The sequence below is a fragment of the Paenibacillus agilis genome, assembly GCF_007786455.1.
In the GTDB taxonomy this organism is placed as follows: Bacteria; Bacillota; Bacilli; order Paenibacillales; family Paenibacillaceae; genus Paenibacillus_B; species Paenibacillus_B agilis.
On the sequence record NZ_VNJK01000009.1, the window covers coordinates 35700 to 56937 of the forward strand.

Below are 21238 nucleotides of genomic sequence, written 5' to 3' on the forward strand. Positions count from 1 at the left end.
AAGCAACTAGGCGAAAAGGGCTCAACAACTACAGTGGTATCAGTGGAGGCGGGTCGATGAAACAGCCAGGGGCATTTCATATTGTTGATCAGCTTCAACGCTATGATGTAGATATTAAGGGACATCAGCTGTGTTACAAGCAGAAGCGGGTCATGGTCAGCAAAGCATTTACCTTTGATGCTGCACATCACTTGCATGCTTATGAGGGTAAGTGCAAAAATTTGCATGGCCATACGTATAAAGTTGAATTTGGTATTAGCAGCATGATTAATGATATTGGTTTGGCGCTTGATTTCGGCGACATTAAACATATATGGAAAGAGCGGATCGAGCCTTATCTGGATCACCGCTATTTGAATGAAACACTGCCGCCTATGAATACGACCGCAGAAAATATGGTCATTTGGCTGTTTGAGCAGATGGATGCTGCATTAGCCGTAGAGCCACACAAGAGCAGTTGTGTAGGAGGCAGAACAGAATTTGTTCGTTTGTATGAAACCCCGACCAGCTATGCGGAAGCTAGACGGGAGTGGATGATGGAATGAGTGTGTTAGAGCGGGAACTGCGGGACAGGGATAAACAGAGTGGGCGCCTCCCCGTGCTTGAGATATTTGGCCCTACTGTACAAGGGGAAGGTCTGCTTATTGGACAAAAGACAATGTTCGTGCGAACAGCAGGCTGTGATTACAGATGCTCTTGGTGCGATTCTGCATTTACGTGGGATGGGAGCGCCAAGGATGAGATAAAGATGCTCACAGCAGAACAAGTATGGGAGCAGTTACAGCAGCTAGCTGCTGAACGATTCTCGCATGTGACACTATCCGGGGGCAATCCAGCATTGCTCCCGCAGCTTGGTGAGCTTGTTTACCTTCTACAACAGCGCGGAGTCCGCACGGCTGTCGAAACGCAGGGCTCCAAGTGGCAGCCTTGGCTTGCAGAGATAGACGATGTGACCGTGTCACCGAAGCCACCTAGTTCAGGTATGAATACGGATTGGGAGCGGCTCGATGAAGTCATGGATCATTTATCCTATGCTGAGCGAACTACGGTATGCTTGAAAGTTGTCGTATTCAATGAAGAGGACCTCCATTACGCGATTACTGTTCATGAGCGTTACCCGGCCGTACCTTTCGTTCTTCAAACGGGTAATGACGCTGTACAGGCTGACGAGGATATGGCGTTAGTAGAAAGCTTGTTGCGGCGCTACGAATGGCTTATTGAGCAGGTAGCAGCAGAATCAAGGTTGAATGATGCTAGAGTATTGCCCCAGCTGCATACACTTGTATGGGGCAATAAGCGAGGGGTATAGGTTTAAAGAGGGTCTGTATTTTCGAAGCAATATTTCCGATAAATAAAGGAGTATGAATCATGACAATGGCAGGACGTACGGAAGCAGAGCTTCCACTAACTCATTTAGGTCAACATACAGCTTATAAGTCTACGTATGCACCAGAGGTGCTAGAATCATTCCCGAATAAACACCCATATCGGGACTACTTCATCAAGTTCAATTGCCCGGAGTTTACCAGCTTATGTCCTATAACAGGCCAGCCGGATTTTGCGACCATTTACATTAGCTACATTGCGGATGAGCGCTGTGTAGAGAGCAAGTCGTTAAAATTGTATTTGTTTAGTTTCCGCAACCAAGGTGATTTCCATGAGGACTGTGTCAACATTATTATGAATGACTTAATTAAGCTTATGGATCCGCGTTATATAGAAGTATGGGGCAAATTCACACCACGTGGAGGCATTTCTATAGATCCTTACTGCAACTATGGCAAGCCAGGAACGAAGTATGAGCAGATGGCTGAGCAGCGTTTGATACAGCATGATCTTTATCCTGAAAAGATCGATAATCGATAGTGTAGAAATTGGAAATTGTTTGGCTTATATAGTTGCTGCTTTTGGTATGGGATAGACAAATAGTTCTATTTCCGCTCCCCTCCTTCATAGGCTAGTAAAGAGAAGGAGGGGTACATGCCATGTTAGAACCGAACAAGGCTGGCAAGCGGCAAGAAATTAAGATGATGAATCGAAAAGTATTAGAAATAAGTGGCGTTAGTAATGTCGAAAGCTTTGATAGTGAGGAATTTCTGCTGGAGACCGATAGTGGTTTCTTAACGATTAAGGGTCATAATCTTCATATTAAAAATTTGAGCTTGGAACAAGGCCTTGTAGCGATCGAAGGCGTGGTCAACTCCCTGACCTATTTGGATGCGAATCAAACAGATAAATCAAAAGGCTTTTTTGGGAAGTTATTTAAGTGAGCCTCTCTCTGCATAGCCAATGGATTACGATGCTGTTTATGTTCATTAGTGGGCTTACACTTGGCATCGCCTACGATGCTAGTCGAGTTGTTGCAGGCCAGCTTCGATTTCCTCGATGGACACTGCCCGTTATGGACATCCTATACTGGGTAGCGGCGACTTGGTTCGTCTTTCATATGCTTGTTAAGGGCAATCAGGGAGAATTTCGGTTCTATGTCATACTTGGACTAGCTGTTGGTGGATGGGCTTATGTCGTTTTATTTAGCCGAATGACGGTTGCTGTTGTAAACTGGCTTGTCCAAGCGATTAAAGTAATCGTGCGAATGATACAAAAATTGCTATATATTACGGTCTTTCTCCCCTTGAAAGGGGTAGTGTTTTTCATATATTATATATTCCGTATATTGGTAAAGGTGGCTATTTTCCTCGGAAAAGTTGTGCTAAAATGTATTCAGCCCTTATGGTGGCTGCTGCAATGGTTGTTGCGCCCGCTTGTAGAGCCGGTATGGCGTCGCCTTGGCATGACTGAGCGACTGATTCGTCTTAAGCAATATGGGGGAAGAAGAGTAAGTGCTGCTTCACAATTGTGCAGACGAGCAACAACATGGTGTGCAAAATGCTGGAACCGATTGCGCAACTGGCCTAACCGGAACAACCAAGCTTGAAAGGGGGACAACCTATGCGAGACTACCGGAAAGATAATAAAAGCAGCCGTTCAACAGCACGAATAACATCGAACAGATCCAATGCGGGGGCACCTTCTGGTGTGCATAAAACAGTGAAGCGCCGTCTTCAACTGTGGCTGTTGTTCATGGTCGTTTTCTTGGGTTGGGCAGGGTATACTTATGTGAGCCAAGTTTTCCAATTAGAGGATATGCAGAAAGAGTATGCACAGAATGAGGTTGAAAAAAAGAAAGCCGAGCAGATTCGTAATGATCTTCAACACGAAGTGAATCGACTAGATGATCCAGAGTATTTACTTGATATCGCACGCAGCAAAGGAATGACTTTACCAGATGAGCGACTAATCCGTACTGAGGAAGAATAGGCTCACAATCAGGACACGCGTCAGTTGACCAAACTTGCGCCATTACAGTATAATCACGACATAAGCTGTACGTTGCATATGATATACAGACCTCATTGTTCATCTGGATTTACAGTGAGCGAAAGTTCTGAGTATTCAGAGCAATGTGCCGTTTAACATTTTAAGGGAGGAACGTTTTATTCTATGACAATTGAAGTGGGCACCAAGTTAGAAGGCAAAGTGACAGGCATTACGCATTTCGGAGCGTTCGTTGATCTGTCGGGAGGTGTCACGGGACTGGTTCACATCTCTGAGATTGCCGATAACTACGTCAAGGACGTCAATGACCATCTGAAGATCGACGATGTCGTTATGGTCAAAGTTATTAACGTCGATAAGGACGGTAAGATCGGTTTGTCTATTAAGCAAGCGGTCGATAAACCTGCATCTGAACAGCAGCAACGACCACCAAGAGGTCCACGTATGGATCGTCCAAGTGGCGGCGGCAGAGAAGGCGGCGGTGGAAGACCAGGAGGATTTGGGAATCGGGATCGGGGAGGACGTAGACCGTCATATAACACCCCTTCTTTTGAGGATAAAATGTCACGTTTCCTTAAGGACAGCGAAGAGCGCATTTCATCGCTCAAGAAGAACACAGAAGGCAAACGCGGTGGCCGTGGCGCTCGCCGAGTGTAGTTCGGTTTAGTTTACCGCATTCCATATATAACACACAGAACCGCTGAGGGATTATGCCCTTAGCGGTTTTTTCTTATTTTTCGCCTTTTCTTCAGCAAACGATCAATGTTTGTGGATTAGCAGTCTCATGCTAACAGTGGCCACAAGACTTTACATGAATAACCAAAAATATGCGATGTGTCCTATCGTTAGGCGCTTTATAGGGAAACCTCCCGTCTACACGTAAAAGTAACGACAACTAAGGGCGGTGACAAAGTGTCACAACACTAGTTTTGTCGTCCTGCTTGGTCTTTGCGACAGCTTCTCCCTTGATAATTTGCAAGATCGGGGCGTTTTACTGTTCTAGGGTGAAGCGAATTGCGACAAATAGATAACGCTTCCAAGAATAAGAATGCTTTGTTGAAGTGCTGTAATCCCTTGACGCATCTATAATCGACGGCTGCGCGCTAATGGCTCAGTACGTGTCGGAAACTTTTTGGAATACAAATTCATGTTCTGACAAACGTTTCCTATTTGTCTATCTATAATAGAGACACAAATTAAGAGATTAGGTGGTGCATCGAACATGAGCAAGACAAAAGTGATTCCTTTTCCAGTTAATAGATTGAATGAGGCATTCCAGCAGCATGCTACTACATTGGAGGCCGGGGCTAAGCGTTGGCGTTATGAACGGTTTAAGCAGTTGATCGGCACACGCAAATGGACCATTATCATTCTATGCGTTGGATTTTTACTAGGAAGGGCTGTCATTTTAGAAGACTTGTTCCCGTTTGCTTCTGCCTTCTTTGCGGTTATGTATTTTACAAGACCAGAAATGGCCGTGTGGAGCGGGACAGCTGTACTGGCTGGCAGCTTGTTTGCTTCAGAGCCAACGACTGTCATGATTGCTATGCAGCTTCTCGTTATTGTTCTTTTGCAGCGTGGCTTAAAGGCTTATGAGAAATCTGAATTGAATTATGCCCCGTTTATGGTGTTTGGAGCTAATTTATTAGTCCATTTGTTTATGACGTTTGTTGTAGATCGCTTCACCTGGTATGGGTTTGCGATGGACGTTACAGATGCAATGCTCGGCTTTATGCTTACGCTTGTATTTGTTCAAGCGCTTCCTGTCCTCACGCTATCTAAGCGTAACTACACTCTTCGTATCGATGAAGTTATCTGCCTGATGATTTTGCTCGCCTCATTAATGACAGGAGCTGTAGGATGGATTATACAAGGGCTCCAAGTTGATCATGTGTTATCCCGTTATCTCGTCATGCTCTTTGCTTTTGTTGGCGGAGCTCCATTAGGAGCGTCTGTTGGCGTCGTACTAGGGCTTATTTTGAGCCTGGCCGCACCAGGTTCGATGATGCAGATGAGCTTACTGGCATTTGCTGGTTTGTTAGCTGGTTTAATGAGAGAAGGCCGACGCTGGGCAGTCGCGTTCGGCATGCTTCTAGGGACTGCCATCTTATCCGTTTATTTGGGCCCAGCGAATGGAGCGCTGACTTCAACATGGGAGACGATCGCAGCAGCAGCCTTATTCCTACTTACTCCGCGAGGACTAACCCTTACCTTGGCAAAATATATACCGGGGACACAGGAACATCTTAAGTCCCAACATGAATATGCAAAAAGAGTCCGGGATATGACTGCTGAACGTGTCATGCAGTTTTCTGAGCTGTTCCAGCAGTTATCCAAAAGCTTCAATCAGCTTACTGGATATGGAGAAATGCGCCGTAAAGAGGAGGAGTACAATTCGTTCATTGCGGCTGCATGCGATAAGACATGCAGTGGCTGCCCACGTCAAAATGCTTGCTGGAGCAGTAAGTACTTGCAAACCGTAACATGGATGAATGAAATGCTGCATGCCGTAGAGGACGATCCGGATTTCCGTGAGCGGCAAATTCCGAGACGATGGAAAGATGCTTGCCCGAAAACAGGACAAGTGCTGCATGTCATGAAGGATCAAGTGGAGCGCTATCGATCTGATCAAGTGTGGCGCAAGCAAATACAAGACAGCCGTACGTTTGTATCTGAGCAGTTAGCGGGAGTGTCCAAAGTGATGGATGATCTTGCGCAAGAAATTAAGCGGGAAGGACGAGAAATGTTTATGCAAGAGGAACAGATTCGCCATGCGATGGAGGAGTTAGGCCTATCTGTTCATCATGTAGATATTCTATCGCTTGATAGAGGTCATGTGGAAATTGAAATGGTGCATTCATTCACGGAAGGATATGATGAATGCCGTAAATTAATTGCGCCTTTATTATCGGATATTTTAGGTGAACAAATATCGGTTCGAGATGAACGATCAACTACTGTGGAGGGAGAAGGGCTTGTTTCATTTGTATCAGCAAAATCATATGAAGTGGCTGTAGGCGTAGCAGCAGCGGCCAAAGGTGGAGGGATGTTATCTGGAGATAGCCATCATGCTGTAGAGCTCGGTGGAGGGAAATATGCAGTTGCATTAAGCGATGGAATGGGAAATGGGGAGAGAGCCCAATTAGAGAGTAGTACGGCGTTAACCGTATTGTCTCAGCTGCTGCAGTCTGGCATGGATGAGAAGCTAGCCATTCAGTCTGTGAACTCGATTCTAATGGTGCGTTCACCAGAGGAGGTATATGCGACGGTGGATCTTGCCGTCATTGATCTATATTCTGCACAAACCACCTTGATGAAAAATGGGTCTATACCAAGCTTTGTGAAGAGCGGAGGAGATGTTCATGCGGTAGCAATCGGCAATTTGCCGCTCGGTATTTTACAAGATATAGATGTGGAAGCCATGCACATGACATTGAAGCCAGGCGATTTGCTCATTATGATGTCAGATGGCGTATATGATGCCCCAGGCCCAGCGCTGAATAAAGATATTTGGCTGAAGCGTCTTATTGCTGAGATGGAGACAGACGATCCGCAGGAAATTGCAGACGTGCTCCTTGATACGGTTGTTCGCTATTCCCAAGGCGATATTGTTGATGACATGACCGTAGTTGTGGCGCGACTTGATCGGCATATACCACAATGGGCTACGCTGCAATGGGCAGGAAAGGGGCAGCCGTTGGACAGGCCGCTTACGGTCAGTTAGATTTAGATATTTTAGGCCGACTATTAATGGGTACCAATAGGAATAGAATAGAGGTGAGGGTGTTATAAGGTTAAAGCTCTCTCTAATCGGCAACACTAGTAGCGTATTAGAAGCTAGTAACTATCGATAGGAGGGCAATACCTATGTTGAAACAAATACTACTTATTACGGACGGATGCTCAAACGTTGGTATTCAGCCAGCAGTAGCCGCATCTCAAGCACGTGAGGCTGGTATGACTGTAAATGTAGTGGGGATTGTGGACGATGGTACCATTGGCGAATATGGAGCGGCTGAAATAGAAGAGATTGCTAGAATGGGAGGCGGTGTCAGTCGAATTGTGCATCAGAGAGACCTGTCCTATACGATTCAGCAGATGACTCGTAAGACTGTGGTACAAACGATTCATCAAGTTGTTAATCATGAACTGAAGCATATTTTAGGGAAACAGGAGGGGGGAACGACTGTTGAAGCATTGCCGCCTTCGCAGCGAGCAGAGGTGGTTCGAGTTATGGATGAAATGAGTGAGCAATCCTCCTTGAGAGTTGCTTTGCTTATTGATGCAAGTGCAAGTATGAAGCCTAAGCTTCCATCTGTGGAAGAGGCAATCCGTGATTTGATGCTTAGTTTACAGGCACGGCAGGGCAAGAGTGAGATTGCGGTATTTCATTTTCCAGGCAATCATAGTGACGAGCCGGCTAAATTGGATGTCGAATGGGCGAGTGATTTGAGTAGGATGAAGCGACTGCTTCATCGAATTCCAATGCGAGGAACGACGCCGACAGGGCCTGCCCTCTTGCATGTGTTGGACTATTGCCAATATGATAGTAGTTATATTCATAGTGAACAATACGGCGACTTACCTGCTCGCCAACATGAACATGGAACGGACGGGGTATGGAGTGACTACGTCTTATAATCGAAATGATAGAAGTCTTCAAATGAACCAGCTGCGCAATGATAAGCTTCGAGCAGGAGCTGTCATTACAGGAATATGGAATAAACGGAGCTATCGTGTTGAGCGAAGTCTTGGACAAGGATCTAATGGAGTCGTCTATCTTGTCGCGGCGTTAGCAGAGGATGAAACCGTTAAGACAGGGAGTACTCGCTATGCGTTGAAGCTGGGGGCTGATACGATTGAGTTTCAGTCTGAGATCAATGCTATACGTGCCTTAGAGCAAGGACTAAAACAGGGGTTGAATCGTGACAGAAGCAACCCCCAATTACCCTATTTCATTGAAGCAGATGACTGGGAGGCGGGTGTCGGCAAGCGTCCCTTTTATGTGATGCGGTACGTATCAGGGCAATCAGTGCAGTCATTTGTAAGCAGTCGAGGCTCTGACTGGTTTGGGCCACTGTGCGGTCAGGTGCTAGAACGGCTTGCAACGCTTCATGAGCAAGGTTTTATATTTGGAGACTTGAAGCTGGAGCATATTAAGGTTAAGCCAAACGGTGACGTGGATCTGATTGATTACGGTGGGCTTACTCAGCTGGGGAAAAGTGTTAAGCAATTTACAGAATGGTACGATCGTGGATTTTGGAATGCAGGCTCCCGAGCTGCTGACGTCGGATATGATCTGTTTTCATTTGCCGTGATGACGATTCATTTATGTCAGGACAGCGCATTTAAGCGGGTAATGAAGGGGTCTCTACCGCAGACTCGTCAAACGGAAGAACTGCTTCATATCATTGACTCGAACGCTGTGCTTATCCCATATCGAGAATGGTACTATAGGGCATTGTCAGGTAAATTCAATGATTCAAGAAGGGCTTTTCAGGAATGGCAGCGAATAACAAGGCAAGTAGGGCGAACCATACCACGTAGAGCTATACCCACTCCAAGTTGGTTGAAATGGTCGTTCGGCGTTTCTATTCTTTTGTTGTTAATCAGCATTGGATACTGGGCATGGCATGAACGTTGGGTACAAGATCTGTTGATGTCTTGAGTATGCAATTAAAATTTAGGCATGGATGAATAAACTATAATAGTATTGGTTAATAGGCTGGAGGACCAACGATGACAGCAAGCAAGGCAAATCACACGACAGAATGGGCGCATTGGCTTGAGGAAAGGGCGCAATTACTCCAACAGCATTGCTTATGGAAGCAAGGAGATAGTGTAGTGCTGGCTGTATCCGGAGGCCCTGATTCAATGCTAATGATGCATATGTTTGCCGCCCTGCGTCAACATCCAGAGATTGCCCCTAGCCATGTCATTGTCGCACATGTCCATCACGGGTTTCGTGGAGAAGAATCGGATGCAGAAGCCGAGCTTGTCCGTAAAGAAGCACAGTTGATCGGACTCCCCTGTGAGGTTGCAAGGGTAGATGCACCTTCTTATGCAACAAAACAAAAGATGAATGCCCAGGCAGCAGCACGAGAGCTGCGTTATACATATTTGCGTCAAATGGCAGAAAAGCACGGGGCTTCCTACATAGCATTAGCTCATCATGCAGACGATCAAGCAGAAACGGTCCTTATGCGTATGTTGCGCGGGGCAGGAACGGGTGGTTTGTCGGGGATGTCTTGGCGGCGAGCAGATGACACGCAAGCAAACAGCGCTTCTTCTGATAAGGAACCTTTACTCCATTACATACGACCTCTGCTGGATATGCGAAAGAAGGACATCATTCAATTATGCACGCAAGAGCAAATTCAGTATGCTGAGGATAGCAGCAATGAGAAGCGTACTTATTTACGCAATCGGTTAAGGATGGATATTATGCCTCTGCTTGAGCATGAGAACCCACAAGCTGTACAATCCATTAGTCGAATTGCAGATACGCTCCGTGCTGATCATGATTGGATGGAGCAGGAAGCACAAGCATGGTATAACAGCTATGTTGAGAAGTGGGATGCAGAAGCAAACGTACATATTTCTAGTGTCAGAAATAGTGTTTCGAGGGTTGAGGTATATCGAACGCTCTATGAAGCGGGCTGTATCGTGGCAAGAGAGGACTTTTTGAAGCTACATGTCGCTTTACAACGCAGATTGATTAAACTAATATTAAATTATCTTTATAAAGTAGCGGATCCGATTGATTATGACACCATTGAGCGCGTTCGACTATCAGCGCTGCGTGACGTACCTTCCACTTGGAAGACGGATATAGGTCAAGGCATGGAATGCCGACGCGAATATGGCCAACTGCTCTGGCTACGACCATTTCCCCGCATGGAACAGTTGAATGCGGAACAAACCATAACTTTGCTGCGTCCTAATAAAGCAGGTTATACGGTTATTCCATTTCACGCCTCAACTCTTCATTGGCGTATTACATCGCGGAAATTAAGCAGCTCAACAGCACTTGGGATATATGATGCAGCATTCGATGCAGATGCATTGGAATGGCCACTCCACATACGCACAAGGCAGTCTGGTGACCGGATGCGGATTCAAGGACTAAATGGAAGCAAAAAGGTGCAAGATATGTTCGTCGATGCTAAAGTTCCTGCATCACTACGAGAGGTTTATCCGATCGTAACGGATTGTAATGGAACGGTACTTTGGGTGCCGGGCATACGTCGCTCTGATCAGGCACTGGTGCAGGTTCATACCAACACAATGCTTTATTTGTCTTTGGAGCCTAACATTTAGGTAATGTGCTTGGCGGATTCCCGTTATCTTGTATGCAGCGCGGCAGATGCCTGCTTGCTGGTTATATGGGTCTATTTCTAATTTTTGTATCGTCTATCGATGTGAATGGCGTATCAAGGTGGAATGGACTACATAAGTATTAGTATTCACTCTAGGAGGGGCCCATCATTGCATAACGACATTGAGAAAGTAGTAATAAGTGAAGAAGAAATTCAGGCGAGGGTGAACGAGTTGGGCGCACAACTAACTCGCGACTATGAGGGCAAGAAGCCGCTCGTCATTTGTGTATTAAAAGGCGCATTTATTTTTATGGCTGATTTGGTTAAGCGTATTGAAGTACCAATGGAAATGGACTTTATGGCTGTTTCCAGCTACGGCGCATCTACAGAGTCTTCTGGAGTCGTTCGTATTTTGAAGGATTTGGACGTATCAGTTGAAGATCGAGATGTACTTATTGTAGAGGATATTATTGATACTGGCCTTACATTGAGCTACTTGATTAATATTCTAGAAGGACGTAAGGCAGCTTCTATTAAAGTAGTAACTTTGTTCGATAAGCCTGCAAGACGCTCAGCGAATATGGAAGCAGATTACAAAGGATTCGTACTTCCTGATGAGTTTATCGTAGGCTATGGTCTTGATTATGCCGAAGAATATCGTAACCTCCCTTACATCGGTGTTTTGAAGCCACACATCTATAGTAAATAATCATCTGCATGTCATTTATATTTGCTTGCGCATCGAGTTGTGATGGCGAGACATGCTATGATACAATAATTTCGTGTCTTTGAGAGGAGGTAGGGGATGAGTCGCTTCATCAAGAACTCTGGTTTTTATCTAATTATTTTTCTGGTTGTAGTGGGGATCGCCCAGTTTTTAGGCAGTGGGAAAGAAGCCGCTCACAATCCAAGATACGACCAGTTCCGTAAAGAACTAGCAGCCGGTAATATAGAAGAACTTAAAGTTCAATATGAAGGTCGATCCAACCTAGTCATCGGTAAATATAAGAGCATTCCTAAAGATGCCCCTGCAGGGACTAAATCCAAGGAATTTGTTACTTACATACCGGATACTGATTCGGCTGTGGAAGAGATTACAAAAGCTACTGATACGCAGAAGGATCTCAAGGTTGATTGGGTGAAGATGAAGGAGCCTAGCATCTGGTTAACGCTCTTAACTTCCTTCCTTCCGTTAATTATTATGTTCATCTTGTTCTTCTTCTTGTTCAATCAAGCCCAAGGTGGCGGCGGCAAGGTTATGAACTTTGGTAAGAGCCGTGCTCGTTTGTACAATGAAGAGAAGAAGAAAGTTACGTTTGAGGACGTAGCTGGAGCAGATGAAGAGAAGCAGGAGCTTGTTGAGGTAGTTGAGTTCCTTAAAGACCCTCGTAAGTTTGCAGCACTTGGAGCGCGTATTCCAAAAGGTGTCCTGTTGAACGGTCCTCCCGGAACGGGTAAGACGCTTCTTGCGCGCGCGGTAGCAGGTGAAGCAGGTGTGCCATTCTTCAGCATCTCTGGTTCTGACTTCGTCGAAATGTTCGTCGGTGTCGGTGCTTCCCGTGTAAGGGATTTGTTCGAGAATGCAAAGAAAAATGCACCATGTATCATCTTTATTGATGAGATTGACGCAGTTGGTCGCCAGCGTGGAGCTGGAGTCGGCGGCGGTCATGATGAGCGTGAACAGACACTTAACCAATTGCTTGTTGAGATGGATGGATTCGGTGCTAATGAAGGTATTATTATCGTTGCAGCAACGAACCGCCCTGACATTTTGGACCCTGCCTTGCTTCGTCCAGGACGTTTTGACCGTCAGATTACGGTAGATCGACCAGACGTTAAAGGCCGTGAATCCGTGTTGCATGTACATGCACGCAACAAGCCATTAGCTAAGGATGTTAACTTGAACACAATCGCGAAGCGGACAACTGGGTTCACAGGTGCAGACCTTGAGAACTTGTTGAATGAAGCAGCGCTTCTAGCCGCTCGTAAGAACCATAAAGAAATTATTATGCAAGACATCGATGAAGCAATTGACCGCGTCATCGTTGGTACTGAGAAGCGCAGCCGCATGATTAGTGACCGTGAGAAGCGTATTGTGGCGTACCACGAAGCTGGTCATACGATTATTGGCTACTTCTTAGAGCATGCTGATATGGTTCATAAAGTTACGATTATTCCACGCGGTAAAGCAGGCGGATACGTCATCATGCTTCCGAAGGAAGATCGTATGCTCGTTACGAAGCAAGAATTGTTGGATAAAGTAACAGGTCTTCTTGGTGGTCGTGTCGCTGAAGAAATCTTCATCGGCGAGATTGGTACCGGAGCTTACAGTGACTTCCAACAAGCAACTCGCATCGTGCGCAGCATGATTATGGAGTACGGTATGAGCGATAAGCTTGGTCCGATGCAGTTCGGTAATCGTCAAGGCGAAGTGTTCCTCGGTCGTGATATTGGACATGAGCAGAACTACTCGGATACGATTGCTTATCAAATCGACCAAGAGATGCAAGCTATGATTACTTCTTGCTACGATATTGCAAGAAACTTGCTTAAGAAGCATGAGCGTGAAGTTCATCTTATCGCACAGACGCTTCTTGAGAAAGAGACGCTTGATTTCGAACAGATTAAAGAACTTATCGACACTGGTAAGTTGGCTGATTCGGAAACAACATCTAACGGTCCATCCGTAACACTGAGCAAGAAGGAAACAACGGTTGTATCTGAAGATAACGCTGAGAAAGCTCCAACTTCTGTGGAGCAACCAACGGAATCTAAAGCAGAACCGCATGTGGATATTCTTCCTCCAACGGATAAGACTCGTGCAAGCGATGTGAAGATTAATTTGGTTGGTAAGCCTGACAATGAGGTAGAACCAGCCGTTAATCCTGACACAACACCTACGAATGATTCTTCAACTCCTGAAGTGGAGAAGAAGGATGAAGATAAGTAACAGCGGCTTAGTCTGCTGATCATTCTGATAAGAGCACACCCTGCGGGGCGTGCTCTTATTTTTTTTATATTTGTCCAATTAGAAAAAATTAGTTTTCGGCGCATCAGGGCGGTTGAGGTTGATTAAGCGCGAATTATTAGGTGATTAGCTATTGCATGAGCTGTATTTGTGAATTGACACACGTACTACCGTTGTGTAAATTAAGTGTTAATGACAAGGCCAAGGAGTGGGTCTACTTGCAATTGGAAGCATTGGCATTAGCGCGCAAAGAAGAGCAGAATCGCGAGCTGCGCGAGCGGCTTGAGCAGTTGAAGAAAGAAAGAAACGCTATTATTTTAGCTCATTATTATCAACGAGATGAGATTCAAGAAGTGGCAGATTTTCGTGGGGATTCTTTTTTATTGGCTCAAAAAGCCGCACAGACAGATGCGGAAGTAATCGTATTTTGTGGTGTTCATTTCATGGGGGAGAGCGCCAAAATACTGGCACCGAATAAAACGGTCATTATTCCTGACGAACGTGCTGGCTGTCCAATGGCAGATATGGTCCATGTTGATGGTCTTCGCAAGTTGAAGGCACAGCATCCAAATGCTAAGGTAGTTACATATATTAATTCATCTGCTGATATAAAGGCGGAGACAGATATATGCTGTACTTCTTCCAATGCGGTGAAAGTCATCGAATCGTTGGATGCAGAAGAAATTATATGGGTACCTGATAAGAATCTAGGTCATTATGTACAGCAGAAGACAGGTCGAGAAATGATTATTTGGGAAGGATATTGCAATACACACGACATGCTCACAGTCAAAGATGTTGTGGAGATGAAAGCGCAGTATCCGAATGCCCAATTCGTCGTTCATCCAGAGTGCCGCCCTGAAGTGGTTGCGATGGGTGACTTTGTAGGCAGTACGACAGCTATTCTTGAATATTGTAGAGATTCTGATTGTACCGAATTTATTGTGGGTACGGAGGACGGAACTGGTTATCAGCTTCGTAAAGATAGTCCGCATAAGTCTTTCCACTTTGCTACAAAGTATTTGGTATGTCCGAATATGAAGGTTAACAATTTAAAGAAGCTAGTGAAGTGTTTGGAGAACATGGCGCCGCAGATTTATGTGCCGCCGCAAGTTGCTGAGCAAGCACGGCTATCATTGGAGCGCATGTTACAGGTAAAGTAGCATGCGCTACTCTTCTGTTCAAGCCTATCGTATGTTAGTAGAGGTATAAAATAGAAGGAGTGAAACGGTCATGATACCGCGTTACTTAGTTGATTTCTCCTTAGATACCCTGCCAGAAGTGAAGACAGACGTTATTATTATCGGAGCTGGTATAGCTGGCTTATATACCGCTATTTTGGCAAGCAAGCACTATTATGTAACACTCATTACGAAGAAATCGCTATTCGACAGCAATACGCGTTATGCGCAGGGTGGCATTGCCGCTGTTATTGCAGATGATGATTCGCCATTATATCATCGACAGGACACGATTTTTGCTGGAGCAGGTCTTTGTGTAGAAGGGGCAGTAGACGCACTTGTACACGAGGGACCAGAAGGTGTGAAAGAGCTCATGAAGATGGGCACGACCTTCGATCTTGAAAATGGCGAGCTGGCATTAACAAAAGAAGGAGCTCATAGTCATCGTCGTATTCTGCATGCCCAAGGTGATGCTACGGGCTATGAAATTGTCCGTGCACTTGCTGATAAAGTAGGAACGATCCCGAATATTGAAGTATGGGATGAGCATTTTGCGATTGATCTGATGGTCCATGAGGGCGAATGTCGGGGTGCTCTTATTCAGCGTCCAACAGGAGAGCGTTTATACTTAACTGGGAAAGCCACGGTGTTGTGTACAGGCGGAGCAGGACAGATGTATCGCTATACAACCAACCCGGAGGTTGCTACTGGAGATGGTATTGCGATGGCCTATCGAGCTGGTGCAGTTATTCAGGATATGGAGTTTATTCAATTCCATCCTACCGCTCTCTGTTATCCAAGCGCTCCGCGCTTTCTAGTATCGGAAGCTGTGCGTGGTGAGGGAGCCATTTTGCGCAATATTAAGGGTGAGCGCTTCATGAGTAACTACCACCCTCAGCTGGAGCTGGCCCCGCGGGATATCGTGGCGCGAGCTATTGTAAGTGAGATGGAAGCGACGAAGTCAACCTTTGTCTACTTAGATATGACGCATGAATCAGAAGAGATGGTAAAGCATCGCTTCCCGACTATTTATGAAACATGCCTGCAGTATGGGCTCGATTTATCTAGTGATTGGATTCCTGTTGCACCGGCTGCTCATTATACGATGGGTGGCGTAAAGACAGATTTAAATGGTGAGACCAATCTAACGCGATTGTTTGCTTGTGGTGAGGCATCATCTACAGGCGTGCATGGTGCTAATCGTCTAGCCAGCAACTCATTGTCGGAGGCAATCGTATTTGGACGTCGGATCGTGGAATGTATTGATACGCTTGATCCCTTGTTGGAATTAAACACACAGCTTGAGTATGATGATGGTCGCAAGGACCTGTCTATTCAGGCTGTGGTTGAGCGTCGGTTGAAGCTGCAAAAGGTTATGGTTCGTTACGTTGGACTGCATCGTGATGAACAAAGCCTTAGCAAAGGTCAAGAAGAATTGCAGCGTCAGTTTGGATTTTTACAAACTCGATTAACGCGACGAGAAGATTTTGAATTTGCGAATTTGCTTACTTGTGCCAAGCTAACGACAGATAGTGCACTGTGGCGGCAAGAGAGCCGTGGCGCTCACTATCGGCTGGATTATCCAGAGCGCATGGATGAACATTGGTTGAAGCATACTCTTGTTCAACGGGAACAAGGGATAACAGAGGAGAGAATTGCTCATGTTTAATGTCGAACGGCTTATGCTGCGTGATCAAATTTCAGCATGGTTGCGGGAGGATATTGGTACAGGGGATGTAACGACTACGTTTACCATTCCTCAAGGCCATCAATCGAAAGGTATCATTCACGCGAAAGAAGATGGAATCATTGCTGGCTTGCCTGTTGCAGAAGCTGTATTTGAGGTAGTTGATCCTAGTTTGCAATTTCGTGCCCTTGTACAAGAAGGAGATCGTATCTCCAAAGGGACGGTACTGGCTGAGGTGGAAGGCAATACAGCTAGTATTTTGCAAGGTGAGCGGTTAGCATTAAATATGATGCAGCGTTTGTCTGGCATTGCTACTAAAACATCTGCTTATGTACAGTCGATAGCTGATCTTGAGGTTAGACTCGTTGATACTCGTAAGACGACACCTGGTCATCGTGCGTTGGAAAAGTACGCAGTTCGAGTTGGCGGCGGCTCAAATCATCGTTATGGGTTGTATGATGCGGTCATGATCAAGGATAATCATATTAAGGGTGCTGGCGGCATTCGCGAGGCGGTTACTCGTGCCAAGGAGCAAATCCCTTACACGATGAAAGTGGAAGTAGAGACAGAATCATTGGTGCAAGTACAGGAAGCACTGGAAGCACAGGCTGATATTATTATGCTCGACAATATGCAGCTTGAACAGATGCGTGAAGCAGTCCAAATTATCCGATCCCATTCTCCTCATATATTAATTGAGGCATCTGGGGGAGTGAATCTGGATACAATTCGTGATAAGGCACTAACTGGCGTAGATATTATTTCAGTAGGTGCACTTACGTATTCGTTCCATGCTTTGGATATAAGTCTTGATTTGAATGAACAGAAAGAAGGTTAACGTTGTGATATTGGTCGTCGATATAGGCAATACCAACATAGTACTAGGTGTGTATGAAGAGAGCACGCTGCTCCATCATTGGCGCTTATCGACTAATCGTCAAGCCACTTCAGATGAGTATGGTGTTATGATCCACAATTTGTTCTCGATGGCGGGAGTGGCTATTAGCGATCTCCATGGGGTAATCATATCATCTGTTGTTCCGCCTATTATGCGTACGATTGAGGAAATGTGCACGAAATATTTGAAGTACACGCCGCTTGTTGTAGGTCCTGGTGTCAAGACCGGATTGAACATACGCTATGAGAATCCGAAAGAAGTAGGCGCAGATCGCATCGTGAATGCAGTTGCTGCGATTGACCAATATGGTGGACATGGGCCACTTGTAGTTGTTGACTTTGGTACAGCAACAACTTTTGATGTGATTGATGAGCAGGGCAGCTATCTGGGTGGGGCCATTCTGCCCGGTATTGGAATCTCAACAGAGGCGCTTTATCAACGTGCGGCCAAGCTGCCTCGTATCGAGTTGACGAAGCCTAAGTCTGTCATTGGAAGAAATACGGTGCACTCAATGCAGGCGGGTATTATTTTTGGTTATGCTGGACAGGTTGATGGTATTATAGGTCGTATTGAAGAAGAGCTTGGCACGAAGCCGCTTGTGATTGCAACTGGCGGGTTAGCTGAGATGATAGCGAGTGAGTCCAAATCCATCGAGAAAACAGATCCGCTGTTAACGTTGGAAGGGCTGCGCTTAATTTATCTTCGGAATAAATAAAGTCGATATAAATAACAAACATAACAAATAGTAAATATAAAGAAAGCTTATAGATGCGTAACCTAATTGGCTTTATTTGCGTCTAAGTGTATGTAGGAACGGGAGGCATCAATTGAAATGACAGAAGTAATTACAGAACAAACACCAACAAAAGATCGTTCAGATATGCTTGTGCGTGGTATGGCTATGCAAGGACAGGTACGTGTATTTGCAGTTCGCACGACAAAGCTAGTCGATGAATTACAGCGCCGTCATGAGACTTATCCAACGGCAACAGCTGCGCTTGGTCGTACAGCTACTGCAGCTGCAATGATGGGAGCTATGCTCAAAGGTAATGAAAAGCTGACAGTACAAGTAAAGGGCGATGGCCCGATTGGTCAAATTGTGGCCGATGCTAACGCTAAAGGGGAAGTACGCGGTTATGCTATGCATCCGCAAGTTCATCTTGCAAGCAACAGTGAAGGTAAGCTTGATGTTGCAGGTGCAGTTGGTCGTGAGGGATTCATCCACATTACTAAAGACTTGGGTCTTAAAGAGCCTTATCGCGGAAGCTCCCCTATTATTTCAGGTGAGTTGGGTGAAGACTTTACGTATTACTTTGCTACATCTGAGCAAACGCCATCAGCTGTGGGATTAGGCGTACTGGTAGATACCGACAATACGGTTCTTCATGCAGGCGGATTTATTATACAGCTGCTACCTGGATTGAGCGATGAGCAGATTACGAAGATTGAGAAGTCGCTAAGCACGCTACCACCATTGACGACGTTGTTGGATCAAGGGCTTGAGCTTGAAGAGCTGCTTGGCAGGATCGTAGATGATGTACAAATCATGGATACGCTGCCGATTGAGTTCCGCTGCCAATGTTCCCGTGATCGAGTAGAGGCGACATTAATCAGCTTAGGGAAGCAAGAGTTGAACGAGCTTATTGAAGAAGAAGGTCAGGCAGAAGTCGTTTGCCATTTCTGCAATGAGGCATATCAGTTTGATAAAGAAGATTTAACTGCTTTGGTTGAGCGACTAGATACTTAGGAAGTAAGAGATAAAGAAGCCAATTCACAAGGACAGGGAAGCTGCCATATGACAAAGGAAGTTAAAAGCTTATGGGGCTGTATTATCGTGTTGTTTACTTGCGTGCTTGTGCTAGGATGCGTGCTCTTGTTTCGTCTTATTGATCGGTCAGATGTTGGCCCGATTCGTCTTCCAGGCGGTGGTTCATCGGTTGTTGCCTCTGTTGGCAGCGACGAGATTACAGAATCACAGTGGGTAAAAGAGCTTAAGAAGCAGTATGGCTCAATTGTAATGGAGCAAATGCTTAACAAGCGGGCGGTGGATCAGGAGGCGAAAGCACTTGGTGTGCAAGTAACGAGCAAGGAAGTTGAGGCAGAGATTCGCAAACAGATGGCAGGTTATGAAAGTATGGAAGCGTACTATTTAGCCATGCAGGAGCAATTAGGATTGACGCCTGAACAGATTCGAGAGGATGCAACGTATAATTTGCTGCTTGAGAAAATTGCAATACGGGACATCAGCGTAACAGAAGAAGAGATTAGTCAGTATCTAAAAGAAAATCGTCAAGAGTATCATCCTGTCGCTTATGAATTGTCGCATATAATCGTCGATACATTTGAAGATGCAGAGCAAGCCCTGAAACGGCTGGGTGAGGGTATCTCATTCGGCATACTAGCTGGTCAAATATCAACCGATCCGTACACAGTTGAGCAAGAAGGCAAGCTAGGTTGGGTTGAGGATGATGATCCATTTATTGATTCCAATGAGCTTGCGGCAGCAGCAGCTATGGAGGTCGGTGAGTATTCGAGGCCAATTAAGGTGAAGGACGGCTATGCCATTATTTTATTGTCCGGCAGAAGAGATGTTGAACCTGAGGATCGAATGACGATACGAGAGCAGGTATCTCGTGACTTGGCTCTTTCAAAGGCACCTCCTCTACGAGAGGTAGAGAATCAACTTCGAGAAAAGTACGCTGCGCAATGGAAGGGCGCGCATTCATAGAACAAGAAAAGAGCTCTTATAAGAAAACGGCAGTCGTTCTTATAAGAGCTCTTTTCCTTATTTTACAAACAAGTTATTGACATCAACGGTTATCGTTGATATATTATTAGTAATTAAAACCAAGTGAATTAGTCGGAAATAACATTATATGGTCATAGTAGGAGGGTTACTTATGGCAAGAATCGTGAACAATGTAACGGAATTGATTGGGGATACGCCACTTGTACGTTTAAATCGTGTAGTGCCGGAAGGCAGTGCTGAAGTTTACGTGAAGCTGGAGTATCAAAATCCAGGTGCTAGCGTTAAAGACCGTATCGCGATTAGCATGATTAATGTTGCGGAGCAAGAGGGAATCATCAAGCCAGGTGATACGATTGTGGAGCCTACAAGCGGCAATACAGGTATCGGTCTCGCAATGGTGGCGGCTGCAAAGGGCTATCGTGCCATTCTTGTTATGCCTGAAACGATGAGCTTGGAGCGTCGTAATTTGCTTCGTGCTTATGGCGCTGAGCTTGTATTGACTCCTGGATCTGAAGGGATGAATGGTGCAGTACGCAAAGCAGAGGAGCTTGCAGCAGAGAATCCTAATTACTTTATTCCACAACAGTTTAAGAATCAAGCGAATGTAAAGATCCACCGTGAAACAACAGGACCAGAAATCGTTGAGGCGATTAACTCACTTGATGGTAAATTGGACGGATTTGTAGCTGGTATTGGTACAGGTGGTACAATCTCTGGTACAGGCGAAGTATTGAAAAAGAACTTCCCTGACATCCGTATCGTTGCAGTAGAGCCTGCAGCTTCTCCTATTTTGTCTGGGGGCAAGCCTGGACCACATAAGATTCAAGGTATCGGTGCTAACTTTATCCCTGATATTTTGGACCGTGATATTTATGACGAAGTAACTGCTATCGAAAATGACGATGCTTTCGAGCTTGCTCGTCGTGTAGCTAAGGAAGAGGGCATTTTGTGCGGCATTTCCTCTGGTGCAGCGATTCTAGCGGCATTGAAGCTCGCTAAAGAGTTAGGCGCTGGCAAGCGTGTCGTGGCTGTTGTTCCAAGTAACGGCGAACGCTACTTGAGCACGCCATTGTTCAGCTTCGAGAACTAATACATTTTAA

20 protein-coding genes are annotated in these 21238 nt (G+C 45.5%); all 20 read left to right on the forward strand.

Annotated features, from left to right (window positions below; all coding sequences use genetic code 11):
• The first annotated feature begins 56 nt into the window (after positions 1 to 56).
• The 20 genes from queD (at position 57) to cysK (ending at position 21228) form a co-directional block, all read left to right on the forward strand.
• Positions 57 to 545 carry a 6-carboxytetrahydropterin synthase QueD gene (gene queD, locus FPZ44_RS25725; RefSeq protein WP_144995437.1) on the forward strand — a complete coding sequence of 163 codons (489 nt, stop codon included), beginning with the start codon at positions 57 to 59 and terminating at the stop codon, positions 543 to 545.
• The gene (queE, locus tag FPZ44_RS25730) at positions 542 to 1309 is read left to right on the forward strand and encodes a 7-carboxy-7-deazaguanine synthase QueE (RefSeq protein ID WP_144995439.1); all 768 of its coding nucleotides are present in this window, start codon (positions 542 to 544) and stop codon (positions 1307 to 1309) included. The genes queD and queE overlap by 4 nt, the downstream gene beginning before the upstream one ends.
• A gap of 65 nt (positions 1310 to 1374) precedes the next feature.
• Positions 1375 to 1866, forward strand: coding sequence for a preQ(1) synthase (gene queF / locus FPZ44_RS25735; RefSeq protein ID WP_144995481.1), 492 nt, complete (start codon positions 1375 to 1377; stop codon positions 1864 to 1866).
• Between the two features lie 119 nt (positions 1867 to 1985).
• The gene (gene yabP / locus FPZ44_RS25740; protein WP_028595190.1) at positions 1986 to 2270 is read left to right on the forward strand and encodes a sporulation protein YabP; all 285 of its coding nucleotides are present in this window, start codon (positions 1986 to 1988) and stop codon (positions 2268 to 2270) included.
• Positions 2267 to 2935 carry a spore cortex biosynthesis protein YabQ gene (yabQ, locus tag FPZ44_RS25745; RefSeq protein WP_144995441.1) on the forward strand — a complete coding sequence of 223 codons (669 nt, stop codon included), beginning with the start codon at positions 2267 to 2269 and terminating at the stop codon, positions 2933 to 2935. The genes yabP and yabQ overlap by 4 nt, the downstream gene beginning before the upstream one ends.
• Positions 2936 to 2949: 14 nt before the next feature.
• Positions 2950 to 3318, forward strand: coding sequence for an FtsB family cell division protein (locus FPZ44_RS27015; RefSeq protein ID WP_261378562.1), 369 nt, complete (start codon positions 2950 to 2952; stop codon positions 3316 to 3318).
• Between the two features lie 183 nt (positions 3319 to 3501).
• Positions 3502 to 3993 carry a S1 domain-containing RNA-binding protein gene (locus tag FPZ44_RS25755; RefSeq protein WP_144995443.1) on the forward strand — a complete coding sequence of 164 codons (492 nt, stop codon included), beginning with the start codon at positions 3502 to 3504 and terminating at the stop codon, positions 3991 to 3993.
• A gap of 565 nt (positions 3994 to 4558) precedes the next feature.
• Entirely contained in the window at positions 4559 to 7060 is a 2502-nt protein-coding gene (gene spoIIE / locus FPZ44_RS25760; protein ID WP_144995445.1) for a stage II sporulation protein E, read from the forward strand.
• A 146-nt stretch (positions 7061 to 7206) separates the two neighbouring features.
• Positions 7207 to 7977 (forward strand): vWA domain-containing protein, encoded by a 771-nt coding sequence (locus FPZ44_RS25765; protein WP_144995485.1) that lies wholly within the window; start codon positions 7207 to 7209, stop codon positions 7975 to 7977.
• Positions 7961 to 9004, forward strand: a complete 1044-nt coding sequence (locus tag FPZ44_RS25770) for a protein kinase domain-containing protein (RefSeq protein WP_186786246.1) — start codon at positions 7961 to 7963, stop codon at positions 9002 to 9004. The genes FPZ44_RS25765 and FPZ44_RS25770 overlap by 17 nt, the downstream gene beginning before the upstream one ends.
• Before the next feature lie 71 nt (positions 9005 to 9075).
• On the forward strand, positions 9076 to 10656 hold the full coding sequence (tilS, locus tag FPZ44_RS25775; RefSeq protein ID WP_144995449.1) for a tRNA lysidine(34) synthetase TilS: 1581 nt from the start codon (positions 9076 to 9078) through the stop codon (positions 10654 to 10656).
• Positions 10657 to 10824: 168 nt separating this feature from the next.
• Positions 10825 to 11364 (forward strand): hypoxanthine phosphoribosyltransferase, encoded by a 540-nt coding sequence (gene hpt, locus FPZ44_RS25780; protein ID WP_144995451.1) that lies wholly within the window; start codon positions 10825 to 10827, stop codon positions 11362 to 11364.
• 96 nt (positions 11365 to 11460) lie between these two features.
• Positions 11461 to 13605, forward strand: coding sequence for an ATP-dependent zinc metalloprotease FtsH (ftsH, locus tag FPZ44_RS25785; RefSeq protein ID WP_261378563.1), 2145 nt, complete (start codon positions 11461 to 11463; stop codon positions 13603 to 13605).
• 155 nt (positions 13606 to 13760) lie between these two features.
• Positions 13761 to 14786 carry a quinolinate synthase NadA gene (gene nadA, locus FPZ44_RS25790; protein ID WP_418789210.1) on the forward strand — a complete coding sequence of 342 codons (1026 nt, stop codon included), beginning with the start codon at positions 13761 to 13763 and terminating at the stop codon, positions 14784 to 14786.
• Positions 14787 to 14856: 70 nt separating this feature from the next.
• Complete coding sequence (nadB, locus tag FPZ44_RS25795) at positions 14857 to 16473, forward strand: L-aspartate oxidase (RefSeq protein ID WP_144995453.1); 1617 nt, start codon at positions 14857 to 14859, stop codon at positions 16471 to 16473.
• Positions 16466 to 17329: a carboxylating nicotinate-nucleotide diphosphorylase gene (nadC, locus tag FPZ44_RS25800; RefSeq protein WP_144995455.1), complete on the forward strand. Its 864-nt coding sequence runs from the start codon at positions 16466 to 16468 to the stop codon at positions 17327 to 17329. Before nadB ends, nadC begins: the two co-directional genes overlap by 8 nt.
• A gap of 4 nt (positions 17330 to 17333) precedes the next feature.
• Complete coding sequence (locus FPZ44_RS25805) at positions 17334 to 18104, forward strand: type III pantothenate kinase (protein WP_144995457.1); 771 nt, start codon at positions 17334 to 17336, stop codon at positions 18102 to 18104.
• 117 nt (positions 18105 to 18221) lie between these two features.
• Positions 18222 to 19136, forward strand: coding sequence for an Hsp33 family molecular chaperone HslO (hslO, locus tag FPZ44_RS25810; RefSeq protein ID WP_144995459.1), 915 nt, complete (start codon positions 18222 to 18224; stop codon positions 19134 to 19136).
• A gap of 48 nt (positions 19137 to 19184) precedes the next feature.
• Positions 19185 to 20117 (forward strand): peptidyl-prolyl cis-trans isomerase, encoded by a 933-nt coding sequence (locus tag FPZ44_RS25815; RefSeq protein WP_144995461.1) that lies wholly within the window; start codon positions 19185 to 19187, stop codon positions 20115 to 20117.
• Between the two features lie 172 nt (positions 20118 to 20289).
• A complete protein-coding gene (gene cysK, locus FPZ44_RS25820; RefSeq protein WP_144995463.1) occupies positions 20290 to 21228 on the forward strand; it encodes a cysteine synthase A in 939 nt (312 codons plus the stop codon).
• Positions 21229 to 21238 lie beyond the last annotated feature (10 nt).